A 21909-nucleotide genomic window follows, 5' to 3' on the forward strand; every position below is an offset into this window, starting at 1 on the left:
AAAGCTTCTCCTTTGCATTATATATATTTTTGTGTATCCATGACAACTAAAACATTTACCTTTCTTCCTGAATAGGCATGGGCCCATCGAATGGGAAGAGCTAACCAAGATAGGATGAATCTGGCGCCAGCCGCTGTTTCATCGACTTTCCCAAGACCCTCTGGCGCAGCCTATGGTCCTCCTATGACCATAGCTTTGAAATCATCAAAATCGATGGAGGCATTGGCGTATCCGTCAATCCCAAACAGTTGTCCGATCAGCTTGTCACCGCCTGTATGGCGGAAATTGTAATCCGTAGCTACCGGAACATCGTCGAGGTAGACGGTGTAGGTTTTGTTATTCCAGTTGGCCACCATTTTGATTTTGTACCATGTATTGTTGGATACGTTTTGGACTGCTTTCTTGGATCCGCCGTTCTGTACAATAAACTTACCGGTATCAAAAGCAGTGACCATCGAATAATTGCCGGTACCGCTGTCGTTTCTCATCATGGCGCCATTCGCGTATGGGAAGCTGCTGTTTAATCTGGCGCGGTATTCGATGACGATGCGCTGATCCGCCCCAGCCTTTACCTCGCCTGTATATGGCAGGAACAGGTTTGCCTTGCCCGAGGTAGCGGTCGTGGTCAGTCGAAGAAATTTATTCCCGTCCTCTTCCTTTACCGTTGCGGTAGCTCCATTGGTCAGATCTTCGGTGGTGATACCGTAAGGGTATTTGCCTACCGTATCGCCGGAGAAATCCCGGTAAGCTTTATAGACAACGCCATCCTGTACGAGGTTAAGTGAAGCTAACAGAGCCTCTTCCGCTTGAGCGAGATTATCCAGCTGCCCGTCAAACTGCTCTTTGCTCAGATCGGGGTTGGAGGCCATCTCCTCCGCTTTATCCACCTCGGCCACAAAAGCGTCATACTTGGATTGGCTATAGTTGCCTAACCCCGTGCCCAACGGATAAGAGAAATTCGCCAGTCTATTGCGGAGCTGATTCACAATGTCATCAAGGCCCCATCCTGCAACAACTTCTACGGATACAGTGGAAGGAATATCTCGGCCATCCACCTTCAGAATGACTGGCACCTGAGTAGTACCAAGAGAGCTGAAGTCCATTCCCTCCGGCTTCCAGCTGACAACTTCCGCCGTCATCGACTCGCTATTGTATACAACATCCACAACGCTGGGCGGATCAGGAGTCACTCCGGAAGGAGTCTTCACTTCGGAAACCACCTGAACTGCATCAGAAGCCTCGATTACCGTCAATTGGATTGCCGTTTTGCTGCCGTTGTATTCGGCTGTAATAAGAGCTGTACCCGGTTTATCTGCGTATACCGATGGGGTGACCGAGACAGTATCAAACCGGGCCACCCCAGGATCGCTGCTGGTATACTGAGCATCCGCCGTCACATTCTTCATTTCATAGTTGTTATAGCGAGCAGTTACCTGCAATGGACGGCTTCGCTGTCCACTGGTCAGGACGCGGTCCAATCCGCTCATGTCAAGTGACTGCACCGATCTGGGCTCTGCGACTACGGTTACCGCGGCCGTTGTTGTTTTCCCATGATATGTCGCGGTAATTGTCGTACTGCCCGCCCCGACAGCTTGAATCTGATCCCCTTCATCAATAATGGCTACCTTTGTGTCGGAAGAACTGAAGGTAGCTCCTGTATGGATTGCGGTATAGGTAGCGCCCGTAACCGTATACAGGGGCAAACTGCGGGTTTCGTTCAACCCCAGGGTGAATCCCGGGGATCCAAATAAAATTTCTGATGTATCCAGCTTAAATAGATCCATACTGTCGATTTCGGCCAGATTGCTCCCTTTCGAGAAGCGGATGATGTTGTCGCCTTCCTTAAGGAAGACTTTCGCCGTGGAGGCTCCCCAACGATTCGGACCAGAATAGACGATGTTCAATTTGGCACCGGAGCTGCCGTTGACCGACAATATATGGGAGGCATCCGCCGCATTGGGGGAGCCGTTGGCATTTCGCACGGACAGGTGATAGAATCCCGCCTCCTGCACATTTACTGTAAACTGGGCATAATCATTAGCGTTCTTAATGCTCGCGACTTTCATCCCGCCTGATGCCGTGCTTTCCCGCCGGACAGCCGGAGAGGTTTCTCCAATCGGATCCTTCACCAGCAACGCATGTTCCGCTTCATAGCGCTTCCGCATCGGCTCGCCGGAAGGTATGGCAATCGGTATGTTCGGATCTACCGGCTCTCCCAGGTTCGGCGTATTGTCGTCATTCCAAGTGAATTTCTGTGCGTAGACTTTGCGGGTCCAGCCTGACCCCGGCCAGCGGGCAGCATGGTAAATGATCCAGTTCTCCGCACCATCAGGAGATGAGACGATACTATGGTGGCCAGGGCCGTAAACACCATTGGCGCTAGAAAAGATCGGCTTATCCCGCTTTACCCAGGAGCCGGGGTTCATTAAATCGTCGCTAATCTTGGCCGTGATCAACCCGAGGGAGTAACTGTCTGTCCAGCTTCCGTTGGCCGAATAGATCAGATTGATGGTGTCGCCCTTTATAGAGACCTCGGGCCCTTCATTGATCCTCCCCGGGGAAGTTTCCCAGTCATATTCAGGCGTTGAAATCAGGACACGTTCTGAACTGATGGTCCGCGGATCGCTCATTTTTGCAATATATAAATTTTGAAAGCTTCCGTCGGTTTCCTCCCAGCCGGACCAAATAAAATAGCGATCCTCATTTACAGTCATCACAGTGCCGTCAATTGCCCAACGATCGGTGGAATCGGTAATCTTCCCTTTGAACTCCCAGGTTCCCGTCATCGGATTATCACTGGTGTTCTCAAGCACGTACATACGGTGGTTTGCGTTGGTTCCGTTGTCGGCTGCGAAGTAAATATACCATTTGAATTGGCCATCGTTATCTTTGAGATAGTGCATTTCAGGCGCCCAAACATTGGAACTGTACATGGTACCCTTAACCGGTGTCCAGGCAAGGCTTCTCTCGCCCGCCTCAATGCCGGTAATGGTCTTCGTTCTGCGGATCATGATTCCGCTGGCATTGACAAAGACATTGTAGTAGTAGCCGTCCGTATGCTTGTAAACCCAAGGGTCGGCCCCTGTTTGCATGATAACATTGTAGAAATCAGACACATCCTTCCCCTCCTGCCGGGATGCTAAATTCGTCCTATCTGGCGTTTGCTCTGCCGCCATAGCCGCTCCGTTCCATTGCGGCAGTGTCAGCAGCACTGCGAGACAAAACAGCAAATACCTGAATCTTTTCCGATCCCATAAAACCGCTTTCAACCTCATCCATCCCCCTGTCTTTGATTTTTTCAGCCATGTCTTCATTCTACTTTCAGAGAAAATTTAAAAAATGTACTATTTTAAATGGTTTTGGTAACCGTTTTAGAAAAAGTGTCTTGACCTTCGGATTATACTTAACCCTCTCAACGTCTGATTATTATCGCCGGGAATTCGAAGGAAAAAAGGACACAATCCCCAATGGAAGGGATGTGTCCTGAATAAAAACAATACATTGTTGGGAGTGTGTCCGGCTATCGACATAACCTTACTCTTCCGAAGGTTTGCGGTTATTTAACAGCTTTGGGATCCTGACGGTCACGGTCGTCCCATGGCCGAACTGGCTTTCTATGGCGATCCCGTAACCCTCTCCGAACAATAGCCGGAGCCTGTTATGGATATTGGAAAGTCCGATGCTTGTAGCAGGTTGGCCATCTGGTGCAGGTTCAGGGGATGCCATGCCCAGCTTAGCCTGAAGGGAAGCCAATTGCTCCGGCTCCATTCCCTTCCCGGTATCCGTGATTTGGAAGCACAAGTCCCCATGCGCATCTATGCTCCCGGTAACTTGAAGCCGGCCCCCTAGATCCATCCGCTCCAGCCCATGATAGACCGCATTCTCCACAATGGGTTGGAGAATCATCTTGGGGGTTTGCATCTCCAAGAGTCCCTCGTCCACATCGATGTCGATGATAAATTTATTCTCGTACCGGATGGCGATAATGTTCATATAAGCCTGAATACAGTCCAGTTCATCCTCTATCCGCACAAGATTATCTTTTTTTATACTGTATCGGAATATTTTGGACATGCAAAACGCGATTTGCGCGATCTCCCTGCTTCCGTATTCCAATCCGATGCTGCTGATGCAATTGAGCGTATTATAGAGAAAGTGGGGGTTGATCTGGCTTTGCAGGGCAGCAAACTCCGCCTGTTTCTGACTCAGCTCAGATTCATATAATCTGGCTTGGGTATTGATCATATCGCTTGCCATCTCTTCCCTTTCATTGATGACCCGGTTAATGTCGCATGCCAGCATGCCTACTTCATTGGTAGACCGGACTTTAATGCGGAAGCCCATGTCCCGGCTCCCCACTCTCTTCATATCCAGCACAAGTCCCATCACCGGACGCATCAGATTGTTCATAAAGAAACTGCCCATGATAAGCATGCTTAGAATCATCCCCATCCCCACGATAATGCTGACTTTCCGTATAGGGTTCATGTCTGCAGTAAGCTCTTGCACCGGAATCATACTCACAACCCGCCACCCGTCTGCCTGCTCCAAATCCTTAACCTGGACAAGAATATCTTCCCCATCGATCGTTGTTTTGACCCCGTTAAGCAGGATGCCCTTATCCATAGACAGAACTTCCCTGAATAACGCACCTCGGGCATTGGAATTGGTGGAAGCAATCACCTCATCCCGGCTATTCACAATGTACAAGGTTGAGTTGGGCGTTAATTCCGTATTTTCCACAAGCCCCTGCATTTTGTCCATATTGACCAAAACGGTACAGTAACCCGTAATTTGGGAGAAATAGATTCCCCCGATGGCCTCCACAATCGGCGCTATATAAAAAAACTGTTCCGTTCCTGTTCTGTCATCTTTTAGAATCGAGGTGAACATCCCCTTGTCCCGCAGCGAAGGATCTTCCTTATACTTCTGGATAAAGGTATCGTAACGATTAAGAAAAAAAAATATCTCCGCTTGCTGATGCCGAACTGTAAAGCCGTCTTCCCCGAATATCATTAATTACGATTCCGTCTACATACGAATTAAAGGATCTCATATATTCCATGAGATCCAATGCATTTGGACCGCTGTTAAACGCCCTTTGGTAATCATCATCCACTACAGAAAACTCCTGAACCCGTCTGCTATTGACCGCAATGCTGGTGCTGACCCTGATATCACTAAATGCAGAATCAATTTTGCGGCGTGTTTGTTCTATCATCTGGTTACTGTAATGGGTGGCTCTCTTTTGGGTCAAATTAGAGAAACTATAATAATAATAAAATTCCATGACAGTAAAAATGATGATGGAGAAAAAAAAGATAAGCCATATCTGATGCTTCAATTTCAGTTTACTGATCTTCATGGCCCGCCGCTCCGTTCATATCAACTTTTTCTGAATTTGGCGGGGGTCATCCCGCAATGCTTCTTGAACACTTTATTGAAATAATAATAATCGACATACCCGGCCTGAATGGCCACTTCTTCAATGGATAGATCCGTCCGCTTCAGGAGCTCACGGGCTTTCTTGATTCTCAGCTCCGACACATATTCTGAGAAGGTTTTGCCCAGATTTTTTCTGAATAATTGACAGCAATACACCTGGTTAATAAAGAATTGGGCTGATAAATCCTTCAAATACAATTTCTGCTCAAAATGATGGTTGATATAATGGATCATCCTGTTGAAGCAGGACTGGATGTCCCCTTCCTGCATAGAGCGGCTGTTTTCTATCCTGATCGAGTCGAGAACCTCATGTAAAAAGCTGCATAGCGACTCAAAGTGTTCAAATCGTTCCTTGATCTCGGAATAATTCAGGAATTCCAGTTCCATATCCTTCAAGTCCTCAGAATATGCTTTGATAAGGATCCCGACGGCTTGATTCCACAGGTAGACAACCTCAGACATGCCAAGACGATGATCCCTGAAATATGCCTGCAGCCCTTTAATGTACGCTTCCACATCGTCAAATTGATTTCCCTGAAGGATGTGGTGGATTTCATCGATACATGGCTTCACCAGATGAAGCTTCGGCTCGTAGTGAACGACGCCCCCAGCTTCTTCAAGAAAAACCTGGGAAGCGGACAGGTCAGCTTCTTTAATGAGCTTGCTCATGTGCTTTAGTTGATTCGAGATGCTGCTGACGCCCATAACATGGATGCCCGTCTTATTCAAAACCCGCTTATCCGAATGTCCTTCCAGACAAGCCCTATGCTCCGTCATCAGGACAACTAGCATTTTTCGGGCTCCGGCTTCAACTTCCACAACATGAACAGGCTTTCCCTCCAAAGAAAGCAGGTTCCTCATATTTTTATTTTCTCCCTCGAAATAGATGGTCAACACCTGATAATAGTACACAGCTGCATCATCGGGAAGCGGTAGGAAGCTCTTGATCGCGTCCTCATTCGCCGAGGTCAGCGCATCCAGAAGAAGTTGGTTGCGCACTGTGCTTCTTCGGGAGAAGTGCACGGCCAGCTTCGCAATGAAGGGGTCAGCCTTATCGATATCCAAAGGTTTCAGGAAATAATCCAGCGCGCCATAGCGCAGCGCTTCCTGGGCATATTCAAATTCCGCATATCCGCTTACGATGACAAACTCAATGTCCAGCCCTTCTACTTTGGCCCTCTTCATCAGATCCAGTCCGGATATATCGGGCATACGGATATCCGTAAATACCAAATCGGGTTCATTCGCTTTTATGGCATCCCATGCGGTGTAAGCGCTTTTAAATTGTCCGATAATTTCAAATCCATATTTATCCCAATCGAAGGCGTTGCGGATTCCTTTAATTGCCCACGGCTCATCATCTACAATCATGACCTTGTACATGGGTATCCTCCTGAACATATGGATTCCCCCGAATAATTGCAAAATTATTCGGGAACAGCAACGAAATAAGGATAAACCACAGGCTGGTTTATCCTTATGCCATGGATTACTTGCTCTGTGCTTTGATATCTCTATAATTCTTTATATTCTCATCCTGAACAGCCTGACCGCCGGCGTCCATATATTCTTTCACCAGCTTGTCGTACAAGGCGTCGAACTCTGCCGGCTTGGCAACGACCAGCCTGTCACTCATCTGTTTGTTCATGTCACCCAACGTTTTGCCGTACTTGATACTAGCTTCGTTCGAGACGCCGTAATAGAAGCCTGTATAACCATCCGTCGTATTGATCTTGTATGAATCGACAGCCAGTTTTTCATAGCTCTGATCTCCGGCTGCTAAGGCTGCTGCGTACGTTCGGACATTCTTTTCGGTATCGCCCAGCTCTGCACCGTTTACAATTAGAGTATAATCCATATTCAGATTGCTCGTTTGCATATTTTCGCCGGTTTGCGCAATCCCTTGCGGGATCCCGTTTACAAGCTTATGGTTGACGCCTTCTTCGCCAAACTGAAGGAAGAACATCACCTCCGGATCAGCCATCCAGTTCAGATACTTAATGGCCAGCTCCGCATTCTTGCTGCTTTTCGGGATGAAGGAGAAAATCCCGTTTTCGTTGTACATCTCTTTCAGGTATTTCCCCTCATCGTTTTTGAAGGTATCTACAGTAACATAGTTGGCATCAGGTGCATTTTGCTTCAGTGGTTCACGAATTTTTTGTGAAAGTGGATAATCCCAGTTGGCGGCGTAGAAGCCTACCTTCCCATTGGTCACATCGGCATCCGCTTGTTTGGTTGTTTTATCCAGCGCAAAGTCGGGGCTGATCAGCTTTTCATTGTACAGTTTGTTCAGCCATTTATACGCATCCTTGGTGCCGGGCTTCAGCCAACTGGTGGTGGTAACGAATTCCTCCTCCGACATCGGACCCCAGAACGAAGGAATCAGGTTGCCAAAGGTGTAGTTCATGCCGGAAGCCGCAGTTGCCCACGGAATGACGCCATCCACATTACCCGGGTTCTTGTCACGGAAAGCAACGAGGGTATTATATAATTCATCCCGATTCGTTGGAACAGGCATTCCCAGCTTATCCAGCCAATCCTTGCGGATAAACATGCCGTTCCAAGCGATCAGAGTCCGCTTGCCTGGGATCGAGATTTGTTTGCCCTCATATTTCCCGTAGGAAAGAACGTTCTCGCCCAGATAAGACTTTAATTGCTGGCCATGCTTCTCCAACAATTCATCCAGTGTATAGAGGCCACCGCTTTTTGCGAAACGGGTTACGGTATTCCCGTCGTAGGTGAAGGAAATATCAGGAGCCTCGTTGGCAGCCATCAACACATTCAGCTTGTCGACTTCTTGGGAACGGGGGACAGGAACAAATTTTACAATGGCGTTATTAGGCTTCCCGAATTTTTCATTGACATATTTGGTCCACGTGTTGTTGTTCAAGTCCGGTTGTCCCTGAATACCTCTGTCAAACACTTCCACTGTCAAGGTTACTGGGGAACCGGAGCCCGTTTCCGATGCGTTGGACCCTTTTGATACCGTCTCCCCATTGTTATTGCCTGCGCCACCACAGCCTGCCACTCCTACGGCTAGAAGCACTGTGCTAAATAGAATTGCTGCTTTCTTCTTTATGCCCTTATACACTTTAACCACCCTTTCGTTCTGGTAATTGATTCTCTTAAATCATCCGCGAGGCCGGGATCCTCCCTTCATCATAATCTGTTTCCCCATCACCCCTTGATAGCCCCAGTCATCACACCATCCACGAAATACTTCTGCAGTTTAGGATAGATCAGCAAAATCGGAATCGTTGTAAACATGACACTTGCCGCTTTCAAAGACTCAGGGACAATATAGGAGCCGACACTTCCTTCCCCTCCTTGTTGGCTATCCAACTGCTGATTGGCCGAAATGATCTGGTATAGCTTCATCTGCATAGGGTAGAGCTCTTTTTTCGTAATGTAGAACAGCGCATCCTGGAATCCATTCCATCTGTCCACCGCATAGAAAAGGCTTAATGTGGCGATCGATGGCAACGAAAGGGGAAGCACAATCTTGATGAGAATGCCCAGATCCGAACACCCGTCAATGGCTGCCGATTCCTCCAAGCTCTCCGGAAGGTTGCTGAAGAAGGTTTTCAGGATGATCATATTAAACACGCTCATGGCACCCGGCAAAACCAGGCTCCAAACCGAATTCATCATGCCTAGGTTTTTAACCAGAATATAGGAGGGAATTAAACCGCCGCTGAAATACATGGTGAAGACCAACGCCGTCAAAATAAAGTTTCTTCCCTTCAGCCGCTTCTTCGTTAACGGATACGCTGCACATATGGTCAGGAACATGCATACCAAAGTGTAGAATATCGTAAGCACAATACTGTATCCAAGCGTATACAGCATATCCATATCGCTCAATATGGTTTTGTACGTTTCTGCTGTGAAGTCTACTGGCCACAGTCTTACCTTTTGAGAAATAATCGCTTCGTTGGAACTGAAAGAAAGCGCAATCATGTACAGGAACGGTACGATACATGTGAAGGACAATGCCACGATAAATACAATGATGGCCATATCCGCTACAGTCATTTTTTTCATCTTGCGCTTATTGCTCGCCACCCTCACCATATCCCATCCTCGCCTAATTTTTTCGCAACAAAGTTTGCAGATAACAGCAGGATCAGGCCGACCACGGATTGGAACAATCCTACCGCCGTTGCCTGGGAGAAATCACCCGAACTAATACCAACTCTATACACGAAAGTACTGATAACATCAGAGTAATCGCTAACCAGTGAATTCCCCATCACAAAAGGACGGTCAAATCCGATAGAAACCATTCTTCCTATTTGGAGAATCAACAAAATATTGATGGTTGACTTAATGCCAGGCAGTGTAATATGCCACATTTTGCGAAGCCTGCTGCAGCCATCAATATCGGAGGCCTCATACAACTCCCTATTGATTCCGGTTATGGCCGCCAAATAAATGATCGTGCCCCATCCGATATTTTGCCATACCCCAACGGCGATATAAGTAATCAACCAAGGTGTTTTCTGCGACAGAAACTCGATCTTCTCCAAACCAAAGCTCGACAGGAAATTGTTGATCATGCCGCCGTTAGAAAACATCAGATAGACCATACCGCCAATAATAACCCAGGACAAAAAATGGGGCAGATACAACACGGTCTGGGTCATTTTCTTGAATTTTGCTTGTCTTACTTCATTGAGCAAAATCGCCAGAAGAATGGGCGCTGGAAATCCCGCGATCAAGTCCAGAACATTCAGGACCAGCGTATTCTTTAATGCACGGTAGAAGCTGTCCTGCTCAAAAATAAAACGGAACACATCCAGTCCTACCCATTCGCTCCCTCCAATTCCTTCAAAAATGTTGTAATCTTGGAATGCCATCACAAGGCCATAGATGGGAGCATACTTGAAAATCAGGATATAGGCCATAGGCAGCAGCAAAAGAAAATATAACAGACCGTCTCTTTTGATGTAGTACAGAAAGTTTTTTTTCCTTTTTGTTGCGCCGTACTTTCGGGAGCTGTCTAAAACCGCTTTCATTTTTCCCATCCCTCCGACTGTAATAAAGAGCTCTCATGTTTATCATTCTACCTTCAGGATGAAATAAAAAAATGTACTCCCTTAAATCAATTTGGTAATAACTTAAAAAGGTAGTTGTATGTAAACTGTAGAGTGAGGAATTAGTCAGGTAAACAAAATAAAGAACCAGAGACCACTTGGTCCTGATTCATTTAAATAGGTATCATGCCTCCAAAAATACATTAGGTTAAACCTCGACATTGTGCATTGTAAAAAGAAGAGCCCTGAAGGTACGCCTCTAATTGGTCGGTCTACCGTTATTTGTGCACATTGTGGCAGGCAGCTCGAATCGGCTGTAGCCCTCCATCCGGAACAGCCGGGTCGGCGTCGCCCAAGGAAGCGGATATTCACTGTACAGTTGCCGCTTCGCTGCCGCGTCTCTCATCTTCTCGGACAAGCTGGGCAGCAGGCGCACCGTGGAATCTCCATCCTCCCGCTCGGTCACGAATCGGCCGGGAATGGCACGAACGGCGCGAGCCGACTCATAGGCGCCGTTGGATACCAGCACGAAGCTTCGGCTTGCCTTGAGCGGCGAGAAGAGCGGTTTCCCTGGGGTTTCGATCGCTTCCATCAGGTTCAGATACATGCTGCACATCAAATCGGTCGGACCAAACGCCAAATCCTCTTCGGCGTCCTGTGCGCGAATGGTCAGCTTGTTCTGGTAATTCCAATGCGCTTCCCCTCGCGTTCCGTACACGGCAATCGAAGGCACTTCGCTTACTTCGTGACAAAGCATGGCGTAAAAATGAACGCTCACACCGTTAGCCATAACGGCGCGAATACAGGAGACATCGTCCCCCTCGATGTCATTGACGTGGTAAAGCTCGGCCTGCACCGATTCCGGGTACAAGTCTGCCGCGCCTCCTCCGGCCGCCAGCAAGCCATGGTGCAGCAAATGAGCAAACGGATTGTTGAACGTCCCGTCCAGCACATACTGGCCCTCGCTGACCAGTCTGCCGGCCCAGCGGGTTCGATCGTAGTAAGAGCGAAGCCGTTTCCACATGCCAATGCCGACCACCTGCTCCACCTGCCCGAGCACACCGGAGCCGATCCTTTCCAGCAGCGTTCGGAACGCCTGGCCCGACGTATTCTGGAAGTTCACCTGGCACAAGCGCCCGGTCTCCATCTGCACCGCGATCATCTCGTCCATGTCCTGAATCGTTACCGCCGGGGGCTTCTCCACCAGCACGTGAAAGCCCATCCGCATCACCTGGATGCACATCGGCTTGTGGGAGGAGATCGGCGTGACGATGACGACGAAATCGATATCCGGATGCAGCGTGAGCATCTGCACGTAGTCTATATAATGGACGGCCCCAAGCGCGGTCAGCTTGCCGTAAGACTCCTGACGAGCGCCGACATTCGGCTCCGCAAAAGCAGCAACCTGCAGGCTACCCTCTTCGACCAGCTTCTGCATGACTTTCACATGTTCAGCGCCGAATCCCCCGATCCCGATCAGCGCGGTGCGACAAATCTTCACATTCCTTCCCTCCAAAGCTATGCCTTGACGAGCCGGGAACGATCCTCCCGGCCCGCCAAAGCTGCAAATTTATAATTCATACATGCTGCAAATAACGATCCTTGATGAGCGTGAGCGCCTCGTCTCCCGGCATATCCCATACCTGCCGGTTGAAGATTTCCACCTCGATCGCCCCCGCGTAACCGGCTGCTTCAACGGCATGACGCATCCGGCGCAACTCGATAACGCCGTCCCCCATCATCCCTCTGCCCATCAGCAGGTCGGGTACCGGCACGATCCAATCGGAGACGTGGAAGCCGAGTATACGCCCCCTGGCCCGCTCAATTTGTGCGTACAGCTCCGGGTCCCACCAGACGTGGAACGCATCGACGACGACGCCGACGTCTTGCGGGTCGTGCTGCTCCGCGAGCGTGTTGGCTTGCGCCAGCGTATTGATGACGGAGCGTTCAGCGGCGTACATCGGGTGCAAAGGCTCGATGCCGAGCTTGACTCCGTGCGAGCGGGCGAACGGCACTAGTTCCGCGATCGCTTCTTCGACCGTCTTGCGGGCGAAATCGATATCCCGGTCTGGCGCCGGTCCGCAAACGAGCACGAGCACATCGGTGCCGAGCTCGGCCGCTTCCTCGACAGCGCGGCGATTGTCGTCCAACCGCTCTTTGCGCGCAGGCGCGGTGGCCGCCGGAAAATAACCCCCACGGCACAGGCTGGAGACGCGCAGGCCCGCGTCCCGCACAAGCCGCTTGCTCTCGGCCAGGCCGGTTTCGGCCACTTTATGCCGCCACAGCGCGATCCAAGGCACTTCGGCTCGAACGCATGCTTCCACGGCCTCACGCATATTCAGCCGATCGGTCGTAATCTGGTTCAAGCTGAGTCTGTCTATGGAAAGAAGCGGTTCCATGCTGATCCCTCCTTGCTTTCAAACATTTCTATAAATGATTACGGCCGAATACCCGCCAGCGCCAAGACAGGCTTCATCCGTTCGGCGGCAAGCTCCGGATCGGCCAATAGCCCGGCCCTGTCGGCAAGCACGAACAGCTCGGCCAAATGGACGATCGAGCGCGATCCCTCCGCTCCCCCGATCATGCGGAAATGCGGTTGGTGGCCGTTTAAGTAGGCCATGAACACAATTCCCGTCTTGTAGGCGTACGTCGGCTTCTGGAAAATATGACGCGACAAGGCAACGGTAGGCTCCATAATCGCCTCATAACTGACCAGATCGCCTGCGTCTAGCGCATGAAGTGCCTGGGAGGCGGCCGGCGCGATCGCGTCGAATATGCCGAGCAGCGCATGGCTGCAGCCCTGCTCATCACCCTTGATCAGTTCCGGGTAGTTGAAGTCGTCGCCGGTGTACATCTTGACGCCTTCCGGCAGCAGCCGGCGCATCTTGATTTCTTTACCGGCATCGAGCAGCGAGATTTTAATCCCGTCGACCTTGTTCACGTTTGCCCGAATGACGCGCAAACAAACGTCCATCGCCTCGTCCAGATCGTCATTGCATCCCCAATAGCCGGCCAGAGCGGGATCAAACATATCACCAAGCCAATGCAGGATGACCGGCTGTTTCACCTGTCCCAAAATGCGCCCATACACCCTCTCGTAGTCTTCGGGCGCTTTCGCGCAGGCGGCAAGCGCTCGGCTCGCCATCAGAATGACTTGACCGCCCTCGCCTTCGATGAAGCCGACTTGCTCTTCATAGGCGGCTTCCACGTCGGCGATCGTGACCGACGGTCCCGGAAACAGATGGTCGGTTCCCGCGCCGCAGGCGATTTTGCCACCGACTGAGCGCGCTTCCGCGATCGAAGCGCGGATAAGCTCCTTCGAGCGGTTCCAGTCGAGGCCCATGCCGCGCTGCGCGGTATCCATCGCTTCCGCCACGGCCAGACCGAGCGACCACAAATGGTGCCGGTAGGCGAGCGTCGAGTTCCAATCAATCTGCGAATGATGCAGCGGATCTGCGTCCGCAAACGGATCGCAGACGACATGGGCGGCCGAGAAGGCGATGCGGCCCGTAAACGGCTTGGCCGGCACGGAGAACGAGCCTGCTTTGCCCGGAGTATATTCATACAACGCTCCCCCTGCGCGGGGGAGGAGCAACGACTTGGCCATCTGTATTCCCCTCCTTAAGAGGTAATTAAAAAATCGGCTTTTGATCACGAAGTATAGATATGAAGCATACTCGACGTCGAATCTTGAATTCAGCCGGGCCTTCCGCTACTCACGTAGGCTCACCTACGCTGCGTTGCTCAGTCCTTAGCTTCATCCAACCTTCTCGGTGCTGAAAAGCCGATTTTTTTAGTATTTATTTTTACAGGCTCAGCTTCGGCACGTCGATCCAGCGGCGTTCCAGCCACGACTGCAAGCTGAGATCGGCAAGCTGGGTGCCCTTCGCGCCTTCGAGCAAATCCCACGGAAACGGCGTGCCGATGACGACATGCTTCAAGAAGAGTTCCCATTGCACCTTGAACGCGTTGTCGTATGACGCGTTATCCGGCACCTCCACCCATTGGTCACGGAACTGGAACGGGTTCGGAATGTCCGGATTCCATACCGGCTTCGGCGTGTTGACCCGATGCTGCGTCTTGCAGTTCCGCAAACCCGCCACGGCGCTGCCTTCGGTGCCGTCGACCGTAACCGTGAGCAGATCGTCGCGGTCTACGCGCACCGCCCAAGACGAGTTGGCCTGCACGATAATGCCGCCTTCCAGCTCAAATATGGCGTACGCCGCATCGTCTGCCGTGCATTCGTACGGAACGCCCTGCTCATCCAGACGTTTAGGAATATGCGTAGCGGCAAGACAGGAGACAGCCTTCACTTCCCCGAACAAATTCTCGAGAACATAGCGCCAGTGTGCAAACATGTCGACGATAATACCGCCGCCGTCTTCCTTGCGGTAGTTCCACGATGGCCGCTGACCCTGCTGCCAGTCGCCCTCGAATACCCAATAGCCGAACTCCATCCGCACGGACAGGATACGCCCGAAGAAGCCAGAGTCGTTTAAGCGTTTCAGCTTGAGCAATCCTGGCAAAAATAGCTTGTCTTGCACGACGCCGTTTCTCACCCCGGCCTCAGCGGCGATGCGAGCCAGTTCAAGCGCCCCTTCCAAATCGACGGCCGTCGGCTTCTCGCAATAAATATGCTTTCCCTCGGCGATCGCCTGCTTGATGCTTTCGGCGCGGCGCACCGTCGTCTGGCTGTCGAAATAAATTTCGTAGTACGGATCGGCGAGGCATGCTTCAAGATCGGTACTCCAACGTTCGACGCCGTGGGCGGCGGCCAGCGCCTGCAGCTTGCTCTCCTGCCGGCCGATCAGAATCGGGTCGGGCATGATGACGTCTCCGCTCGGTAGCGCAACGCCCCCTTGCTTGCGAATCGCAAGAATCGAACGGATCAAATGCTGGTTGGTTCCCATCCGTCCGGTAACGCCGTTCATAATAATGCCGATGTTGCGAACTGCCACATTCATCGCTCCCTTCGCTTCGTATAACCGTATTGTAGTCGATGAGAAACCGCTTTTCTTACGATTACGGGAACACGATTCTCAATTTTGGAAGCGAATTATTCGAGCGAAAAACAAAATCCCCGCCGACGATAAGCCGATGGGGGGATGAAGGGGAAAATATGTTTTAATCAATCGGCCGGTCGTCCTTTGATCGTTATCTTGTTCCTTTGATCGCGCATTGTGCACTCGCTGTCCATTTGACGGAAGGATTCCCGCCTACTCAGCTTGCGCGGGCGCGTTCAGCTCCCGGTACGCCTTTGGCGACAGCTTGGCGACAGCTTTGAACGACCGGTAAAACGTAGATACGGAATCGTAGCCGACCTCGAAGCAGATCGAAATAATGTCCTTACCCGTTTCCACCAGCAACTTCTGGGCGACGCGGATGCGTACCTCGGTCAAATATTGCATCGGTGTCATGTTGTACCGTTCCTTGAAGATGTTGTTCACGTGCCGCGTGCTGATGTCCAGCTTGGAGGCGATGTCCCCCGCGGTCAGCGGATCATAATACTTCGAATCGATATAGCTGCGAATTTTCTCGGCGCGCAGCTTGTTGGAGCTGGAGCCCACTCCGGCGGGCTCAGTTCCGGCCGATCGAACCAGCAAAAGCAGCAACTGGGATAGCTGGACTTTGAGCGAAAGCCGGACGAGCGGCGACAGCTCCCTGGACTGCTCGAACAGAATTTTCCTCAGCAGCTGACGCAGTTCGCTCGCAGCAAACAATCCCGGCTTCAGCAGGCAGGAGGCCGGAAAGTAGGCGTGGAGCAGCTGCGCCCTCATATCCGGATCGAGCACTGCCTCGTCAAACGCCAACACTAACAAGGTCAGCCTGAAGTCGGACATGACGGAGTGGACGGAATACGGAACGATCAGCGCCGTATCGTCGACCGTAAGCTTCCGAACCTCACCCCCTAGCCGAATCGTGCCTTCCCCTTCCAGCACAAATAGCAGCTGGTGCGTCTGATGATAGTGCTCGGACACGTGATGCCCGCCCCTATGTTTCTGCTCGTATAAGTCTATCGCATTCTTGGACAAGTCGATCCATTTCATTGTCACGGCGAAGCCCCCGTTTTTTTGAGCGTTACATTTAGAGCCATTTTAGCGTGATCTGCGGCTTCTATACAACATTTGACAAAATCATCGTAGCATATCCAAGGATGCGTCTGAGTGTAAACGAGCGCATCCGCTCAAAATTTGAAATCATCATCCGAAACGTAAACGGCTAGACCCTACCTCCAGTAATAGTAAGTGGCGATAAGGTTACACTTTTTCAGATTAAAGGAATAAATAACGACAATCCCGTCATGTTTAAAAACTTAACGTATCTTTTCGTAAAAATGTTGGCGGTCCCCTATTTGAAAGTTTATCTTGCATGGCGCTTTCTAGTTGAAAACGGTGAATATGCTTTAACATCCAATTCGTTCCATACACTCATGTCTTGGTCAATCGAATATGAACAACGGTGCCCTCCGCCTCCGGATCAAGCCAAATTTGCCCGGCATGCCGCTCAACTGAACTTCGCGCGATGGCTAAGCCGAGCCCGCTGCCACCGTCACTTCTCCTAGCCTGATCACCGCGCACGAAAGGTTCGAACACCGTCTCTCTCACAGGTTCCGATATTCCTGGACCGTCATCTCCAACGGTAACCACGATATCTTCATCGCATGCCACCAGCTCCAGCCATACATGAGCACCCTCCTTATTGTATTTCAGGGCATTCGTCAATAAATTCGAAAGAGCTCTATGCATGAGACCTTCGTGATAAGACAGCATGACTGGCGATTCCGGAATGCGGATGTCCAGCGTAATTCCCTTCCGTTCAAACGAATCGTACAGATCGGCTGCCGCAGTGCGGCACAGCTCAGCTAAATCGCCTATCTTCCGCTCGTATGACAGTTCCGTGCTCTCCAGTTTGGTTAACTCAAACAGGTCATCAACAAGCGAGGCGATAAACCTCACCTTGGTATGTGTGCGGTTCGCATATTTCTGACGCTGCTCTTCGCTCTGTTCCATACCGAGCCGCAGCACCTCTGCATAACCCTGCATCGTTGTGATCCGCGTAGGTTGTAACAAACTATTAAAACTGTTCTGTCTTTAGGTTATTGCAATTTCCTAATTTCAGCTGATTTGGAAGATGCTCAAGTCAAAATGAATCATTTTATTTGTTGTGAGGATATAGAAGTATTTCCGAAAATATGTGTTCTGACACAATCAATGTGTAACTTGATAAGTATTTTTCTTTTACAACAGTTGTATGCTGATCTAATCGGTGGTCGGCATGTTCTTGTCCTTTTCGGCAATCGGTTCAAGTTCTTGTCCTGGGCTCGGGACAAGAACTTGTACCGATAAAACAAAAAAAAGCCGCTAATAGCGACTTTCAATGGGACCATGTCTTGTCCCTCGACAGATGTCTAATGACCTTATCACCTTTCAGCCATTATTTATTTTATGGATTTGTTAAAGTTACCCTCATTATTGACACAATTTTGCCCTCTTCTACTTGTTTCTAACACATAAACTTTTTGTTTTGGAGCGCAAACAGTGAACAACTCCATTGCACCATGTAAAGGGGAGCTTTATGTCGTAACCTCCAACCAAAGGGATGACTTTGTGTCATTAACTCCGACCAAAATGGTAACGTTGTGTCATATTTATCCATATTATTAATAGCATTTCACATTTCTTCGTGCGCGCCCGGACGGTGGTGATCGTTGTGGAGCACCGTGTAGTGACAGGTCCCCCTCCCGTCATCTTTAGCGTCAGCCTGTGAACAACTAATAGATATAGTACGATAAACATTCCCCTGCCAGTATAACACTACATCATCTCAGCAGTTCCCGAAGGAGTTAATGTACAATGAGGACTGGGCAACTTGATAACTGAGAAACCTTGTGGCTGACACTTCCAAGCATCATTCCTTTTACTCCCCTTAGCCCACGGCTTCCGATTATAATAAGTTGCTGCTCGGTATCCCATGCATAATTTAATATTTCATGTGCAGGATCTCCCTTAAGATGAATGGTTTCCGGGTTAATTCCCGCAGATTTTAATTTAGATTTGGCTTCTTGCAGCTGTTCCAAACTCGCTTTCTCCATTTCGTTCAATACTTCTTCCAAGAAATTCACTGGTACATATGTCATTCCGTTCGACACATAATCCTGGCTGACATGAACCAAGGTAACATCGGTTTGTTTGTTTCGGGCTATTTCAATGGTTGCATCGAGGATTTTGTTCGTTATTTCAGCTTTATCAATGGCCACCATAATTTTGTCAAACATATTTATCATCCTTTCCGTGGCAACTCGTAACGATTCCGGCTACCTACAAAACGATTACTTGCTGCTCCTATACCGACTAAAAAGAGTACGACCGAAGCTCCAAGCAGAATGAAAAGTGGCAGGTTCCAACTATTTGTCGCATCATGCAGATATCCTATAAGGGCAGGGCCGATTGCGGCAAGAAGATATCCGACCGATTGGGCCATGCCAGACAGTTCCGCTGCTTGATGCGCATTTTGAGTGCGCAACCCGAAAAACATCATGGACAAACTAAAAGCGAAGCCTCCACCAATTCCGAGCATGATGATCCACAACAGAATGATATTGGAGCTTCCGTAAAGAAGTCCGATCGTTCCCGTCATAAGCAAAATGGTTGTGATGACCACTAATAAACGTTGGCTAGACATGCGCCCCGCAATAACGGGGACAATAAAGGTAAATGGGAGCATCGCTAACTGCATGATCGAGAGGTACCATCCTGATTGGTTGGAGTCAATTCCTTGCTGCTTTAAAATTTCAGGCAACCATGCGATCAACACATAGAATACCATGGACTGTATACCCATAAACAACGTTACTTGCCAGGCAAGCGGGGATCGCCAAACATTCACATCGTAGCTGACCATCCTTTGACTCGTCGTGGCAGTTTGTTTTGTTTGATTTCTTAATTGGGGTAGCCAACAGAGTCGATACTAAGCTTAGAATCCCCCATATTCCGAGTGCCCCCTGCCATTTTAGACCTGCGTTTACGGCTAGCGGTACACTGATCCCCGATGCGATTGCTCCACATAAATTCATTGAAATGGAGTAAACACCTGTCATGGAGCCAATTTTATCTGGGAAATCCCTTTTGATTATACTTGGCAATAATACATTACATACGGCAATGGCGAATCCTAGAACTGCTGTCCCAATAAACAGATTAACTGCGCCAGATAATGAACGTATGACAATACCAGCAGTCAGAAAGATTAGGGCAATCAAAATGATACGCTCAACCCCAAATCTTCGTCCTAATTTTGGTACTAGAGACGATAATAAAGCAAAGGCGAGCAAGGGTACCGTTGTGATCAGGCCTGCTAATGTATTTGAAATATGAACGTCATCCCTTACAAGACTCACTAAAGGACCGACTGACGTTAAGGGAGTACGTAAATTAGCTGCGATAACAATAATGCCGAGGATAATCAGCCCTATAGAGGACGGTATGTTTTTTGGTTTGTTCGGCATTCTACACTTCTCCTTCCTGAATTCTTACGTATGATTTGCTACCTGCTGATTGAAAAAACTTTGCTATAACATTCGCGCGAACAACAAAAGTATATTATAATATATTAAAATTAACAATAAATATTTTATGATATACCAAAACTCATCTGACAATAAAAAAACAACTCTGAATTCCCGCCATGAATTCGGAGTTGTATTTAATAAGTAGAATTTATCGACTTTTAGAAACCATATTTTAAGGATATATGGAGCACTGTTTCGCTATTCGTATGATTGGTATAAGAGTGAGGACAATCTGAACGAAAACTGATCGTATCATATTGATTCAATGTATAAATCTCTTCATTGACTTGAATTTCAATGGAGCCAGTCATTACTGTCGCGATTTCAGTTGTATTCACATGATGACCTTCAGGGTAATACGAGCTATTTGGCTGTAGGTATGCCCGACACATTTCCATATCGTTGCTTTTAAAGACTGGTTCAATGATCCAATTTTTTTCATCATTAGAAAACCGTAATCCTTCGCCTGCTCGATACAAACTAACAGGGTTCTCTGATTTGAACAAAGCAAATAGCGGTAAAGATATGCCTTTTGAAATTTTCCATATAATCGCTAAAGTCGGATTTGTTTCGCCACGTTCGATATTCCCCAGAGTAAGTTTGCTTACGCCCGTTAATTCCGCTAAATCGTCTAAGCTCATATTTTTTTCTTTTCTGTACTTTTTCAAGGCACCGCCCATTTGTAATACAATTTGTTTTGATTCGTTGGCTTCATCCATTTAATATTCACCTCAACAATAAACTGTTATAGCTAGTATATTGTTAATCTAGATTCTTTTCCACACGATACCACTTGTAAGTCCAGTGGATTTCCATACTTCCCTTACGTACTTAAATTGTTCACAAGTTCAATATAAAATAAAATCTCGATGAAAGTTGAAGGTTGACCCCGGTTCGAGCTTGAGCTTTACCAAAACTAACTTTAACTCCATACAAATTACAGCTGCATGGGCCACAGCCGACACCGGCGACAGGCGAGATCTGTATCACCTCACGCTATCGGATATATAAAAACAGAGCGGTCCCTCCAATGGGACTTCGCTCTGTTTTTATATTGGATCCGCCAACATTCTCTAAACATTAGCTGTCATTTACTTGGAAATCAGTTTTGAAATGCCTACGCGTCCTTAATGTATATTTACGTTAAATTTGTGGCCCCACCAATCTTTTATCGTTTAGCAAAATTCCAATCAGTATGATGGTTGATTTTCGTTTTGAACGGTGCGTTTTCCATAAGCGCAAAGAAAGACGCGTACGCCTTCAGTGATGAGACGTTTGGTTTGTTCCTGTTCCTCCTCTAATGTCCCGTTTTTTCTCGGTTGATCAAATACCAATAAAAACGTTAAGGCAGAGAAGTGCTTTGTAGCCATTACAGGATCTGGCACATCGAGCAATCCGGTTTGTCCAAACTCGGTAAACCTCCTGATAATCCCCTCTTCCGTTGCGCTATCCAGCTTTTCTAAAAACGAGGCTGGCAGGTTGGAGGCTTCCATTGTAACCAGACGGATCAAAGCACTGTAATCGGACGAACCGTTCGCCGATGCTACGAATTGTTCGCAGAATAAGATGAGCGCCTCCTCCAGATCCTCGAATTCCCACAGGTAGTCTGATATCCCTTGCTTGATCATGTCCAGAACCGCCCGACTGGTTTCTTCCACAACAGCAAGTAGCAAGTTTTGTTTGTCCCCATAATAATCATAAACGGTCCTTTTGGAAACCCCCGCTTTAGCTGCGACCGCATCGACGCTGGAGCGATCAAACCCATCTGAAAGAAACAGATCCCGTGCCGCTGCAATAATTTTAGCTCGTTTGTCTGAAGAGCCTTTGCGGATTTTTTTGTTTTCCGTATTATCCATGCTT

At 48.9% G+C, this 21909-nt stretch carries 18 protein-coding genes and 1 pseudogene; 1 reads left to right on the forward strand and 18 read right to left on the reverse strand.

What is annotated here, in order from left to right:
- Positions 1 to 170 precede the first annotated feature (170 nt).
- The 17 genes and pseudogenes from P0X86_RS16055 to P0X86_RS16135 form a co-directional block, all read right to left on the reverse strand.
- A complete protein-coding gene (locus P0X86_RS16055; RefSeq protein ID WP_277745828.1) occupies positions 171 to 3116 on the reverse strand; it encodes a family 43 glycosylhydrolase in 2946 nt (981 codons plus the stop codon).
- 34 nt (positions 3117 to 3150) lie between these two features.
- Positions 3151 to 3306, reverse strand: a complete 156-nt coding sequence (locus P0X86_RS16060; protein WP_277745829.1) for a hypothetical protein — start codon at positions 3304 to 3306, stop codon at positions 3151 to 3153.
- A gap of 228 nt (positions 3307 to 3534) precedes the next feature.
- Positions 3535 to 5016, reverse strand: a complete 1482-nt coding sequence (locus P0X86_RS16065; protein ID WP_277745830.1) for a sensor histidine kinase — start codon at positions 5014 to 5016, stop codon at positions 3535 to 3537.
- Positions 4952 to 5365 carry a hypothetical protein gene (locus P0X86_RS16070; RefSeq protein WP_277745831.1) on the reverse strand — a complete coding sequence of 138 codons (414 nt, stop codon included), beginning with the start codon at positions 5363 to 5365 and terminating at the stop codon, positions 4952 to 4954. The genes P0X86_RS16065 and P0X86_RS16070 overlap by 65 nt, the downstream gene beginning before the upstream one ends.
- Positions 5366 to 5385: 20 nt before the next feature.
- On the reverse strand, positions 5386 to 6828 hold the full coding sequence (locus P0X86_RS16075; RefSeq protein ID WP_277745832.1) for a response regulator: 1443 nt from the start codon (positions 6826 to 6828) through the stop codon (positions 5386 to 5388).
- Positions 6829 to 6934: 106 nt separating this feature from the next.
- Positions 6935 to 8536 carry an extracellular solute-binding protein gene (locus P0X86_RS16080; protein ID WP_277745833.1) on the reverse strand — a complete coding sequence of 534 codons (1602 nt, stop codon included), beginning with the start codon at positions 8534 to 8536 and terminating at the stop codon, positions 6935 to 6937.
- Positions 8537 to 8622: 86 nt separating this feature from the next.
- Positions 8623 to 9519: a carbohydrate ABC transporter permease gene (locus tag P0X86_RS16085; RefSeq protein ID WP_277745834.1), complete on the reverse strand. Its 897-nt coding sequence runs from the start codon at positions 9517 to 9519 to the stop codon at positions 8623 to 8625.
- Positions 9513 to 10463: an ABC transporter permease gene (locus P0X86_RS16090; RefSeq protein WP_192571885.1), complete on the reverse strand. Its 951-nt coding sequence runs from the start codon at positions 10461 to 10463 to the stop codon at positions 9513 to 9515. Before P0X86_RS16090 ends, P0X86_RS16085 begins: the two co-directional genes overlap by 7 nt.
- A gap of 277 nt (positions 10464 to 10740) precedes the next feature.
- Positions 10741 to 11982 carry a Gfo/Idh/MocA family protein gene (locus P0X86_RS16095; protein WP_277745835.1) on the reverse strand — a complete coding sequence of 414 codons (1242 nt, stop codon included), beginning with the start codon at positions 11980 to 11982 and terminating at the stop codon, positions 10741 to 10743.
- Positions 11983 to 12058: 76 nt separating this feature from the next.
- Complete coding sequence (locus tag P0X86_RS16100) at positions 12059 to 12880, reverse strand: sugar phosphate isomerase/epimerase family protein (RefSeq protein WP_277745836.1); 822 nt, start codon at positions 12878 to 12880, stop codon at positions 12059 to 12061.
- 38 nt (positions 12881 to 12918) lie between these two features.
- Positions 12919 to 14088 carry a dihydrodipicolinate synthase family protein gene (locus P0X86_RS16105; RefSeq protein ID WP_277745837.1) on the reverse strand — a complete coding sequence of 390 codons (1170 nt, stop codon included), beginning with the start codon at positions 14086 to 14088 and terminating at the stop codon, positions 12919 to 12921.
- A gap of 199 nt (positions 14089 to 14287) precedes the next feature.
- Positions 14288 to 15439, reverse strand: a complete 1152-nt coding sequence (locus tag P0X86_RS16110) for a Gfo/Idh/MocA family protein (protein WP_277745838.1) — start codon at positions 15437 to 15439, stop codon at positions 14288 to 14290.
- 258 nt (positions 15440 to 15697) lie between these two features.
- Complete coding sequence (locus P0X86_RS16115; RefSeq protein WP_277749044.1) at positions 15698 to 16528, reverse strand: AraC family transcriptional regulator; 831 nt, start codon at positions 16526 to 16528, stop codon at positions 15698 to 15700.
- A gap of 381 nt (positions 16529 to 16909) precedes the next feature.
- The gene (locus P0X86_RS16120; RefSeq protein WP_277745839.1) at positions 16910 to 17524 is read right to left on the reverse strand and encodes a sensor histidine kinase; all 615 of its coding nucleotides are present in this window, start codon (positions 17522 to 17524) and stop codon (positions 16910 to 16912) included.
- A gap of 800 nt (positions 17525 to 18324) precedes the next feature.
- A complete protein-coding gene (locus P0X86_RS16125) occupies positions 18325 to 18756 on the reverse strand; it encodes a universal stress protein (protein WP_277745840.1) in 432 nt (143 codons plus the stop codon).
- A gap of 5 nt (positions 18757 to 18761) precedes the next feature.
- A pseudogene (locus tag P0X86_RS16130) lies at positions 18762 to 19986 on the reverse strand (CynX/NimT family MFS transporter).
- A gap of 221 nt (positions 19987 to 20207) precedes the next feature.
- Positions 20208 to 20768: a helix-turn-helix domain-containing protein gene (locus P0X86_RS16135; RefSeq protein WP_096773750.1), complete on the reverse strand. Its 561-nt coding sequence runs from the start codon at positions 20766 to 20768 to the stop codon at positions 20208 to 20210.
- A gap of 157 nt (positions 20769 to 20925) precedes the next feature.
- Here P0X86_RS16135 and P0X86_RS33315 point away from each other — a divergent pair, with 157 nt between their 5' ends.
- Positions 20926 to 21060, forward strand: a complete 135-nt coding sequence (locus P0X86_RS33315; protein ID WP_369682784.1) for an S-Ena type endospore appendage — start codon at positions 20926 to 20928, stop codon at positions 21058 to 21060.
- A 179-nt stretch (positions 21061 to 21239) separates the two neighbouring features.
- Here P0X86_RS33315 and P0X86_RS16140 read toward each other — a convergent pair whose 3' ends face one another.
- On the reverse strand, positions 21240 to 21905 hold the full coding sequence (locus tag P0X86_RS16140; protein ID WP_277745841.1) for a TetR/AcrR family transcriptional regulator: 666 nt from the start codon (positions 21903 to 21905) through the stop codon (positions 21240 to 21242).
- Between the last annotated feature and the right edge of the window lie 4 nt (positions 21906 to 21909).

Source organism: Paenibacillus sp. BR1-192 (assembly GCF_029542445.1).
GTDB lineage: Bacteria > Bacillota > Bacilli > Paenibacillales > Paenibacillaceae > Paenibacillus_AQ > Paenibacillus_AQ lautus_A.

Bases quoted from the DNA above. Each gene is read 5' to 3' on its own strand.
- P0X86_RS16105 (WP_277745837.1), bottom strand. From the start codon at position 14,088: ATGGCCAAGTCGTTGCTCCTCCCCCGCGCAGGGGGAGCGTTGTATGAA.
- P0X86_RS16070 (WP_277745831.1), bottom strand. From the start codon at position 5,365: ATGAAGATCAGTAAACTGAAATTGAAGCATCAGATATGGCTTATCTTT.
- P0X86_RS16140 (WP_277745841.1), bottom strand. From the start codon at position 21,905: ATGGATAATACGGAAAACAAAAAAATCCGCAAAGGCTCTTCAGACAAA.
- P0X86_RS16060 (WP_277745829.1), bottom strand. From the start codon at position 3,306: ATGGCTGAAAAAATCAAAGACAGGGGGATGGATGAGGTTGAAAGCGGT.
- P0X86_RS16125 (WP_277745840.1), bottom strand. From the start codon at position 18,756: ATGTTTGACAAAATTATGGTGGCCATTGATAAAGCTGAAATAACGAAC.
- P0X86_RS16090 (WP_192571885.1), bottom strand. From the start codon at position 10,463: ATGAAAGCGGTTTTAGACAGCTCCCGAAAGTACGGCGCAACAAAAAGG.
- P0X86_RS16100 (WP_277745836.1), bottom strand. From the start codon at position 12,880: ATGGAACCGCTTCTTTCCATAGACAGACTCAGCTTGAACCAGATTACG.
- P0X86_RS16065 (WP_277745830.1), bottom strand. From the start codon at position 5,016: ATGATATTCGGGGAAGACGGCTTTACAGTTCGGCATCAGCAAGCGGAG.
- P0X86_RS16120 (WP_277745839.1), bottom strand. From the start codon at position 17,524: ATGCAGGGTTATGCAGAGGTGCTGCGGCTCGGTATGGAACAGAGCGAA.
- P0X86_RS16135 (WP_096773750.1), bottom strand. From the start codon at position 20,768: ATGGATGAAGCCAACGAATCAAAACAAATTGTATTACAAATGGGCGGT.
- P0X86_RS16075 (WP_277745832.1), bottom strand. From the start codon at position 6,828: ATGTACAAGGTCATGATTGTAGATGATGAGCCGTGGGCAATTAAAGGA.
- P0X86_RS16085 (WP_277745834.1), bottom strand. From the start codon at position 9,519: ATGGTGAGGGTGGCGAGCAATAAGCGCAAGATGAAAAAAATGACTGTA.
- P0X86_RS16115 (WP_277749044.1), bottom strand. From the start codon at position 16,528: ATGAAATGGATCGACTTGTCCAAGAATGCGATAGACTTATACGAGCAG.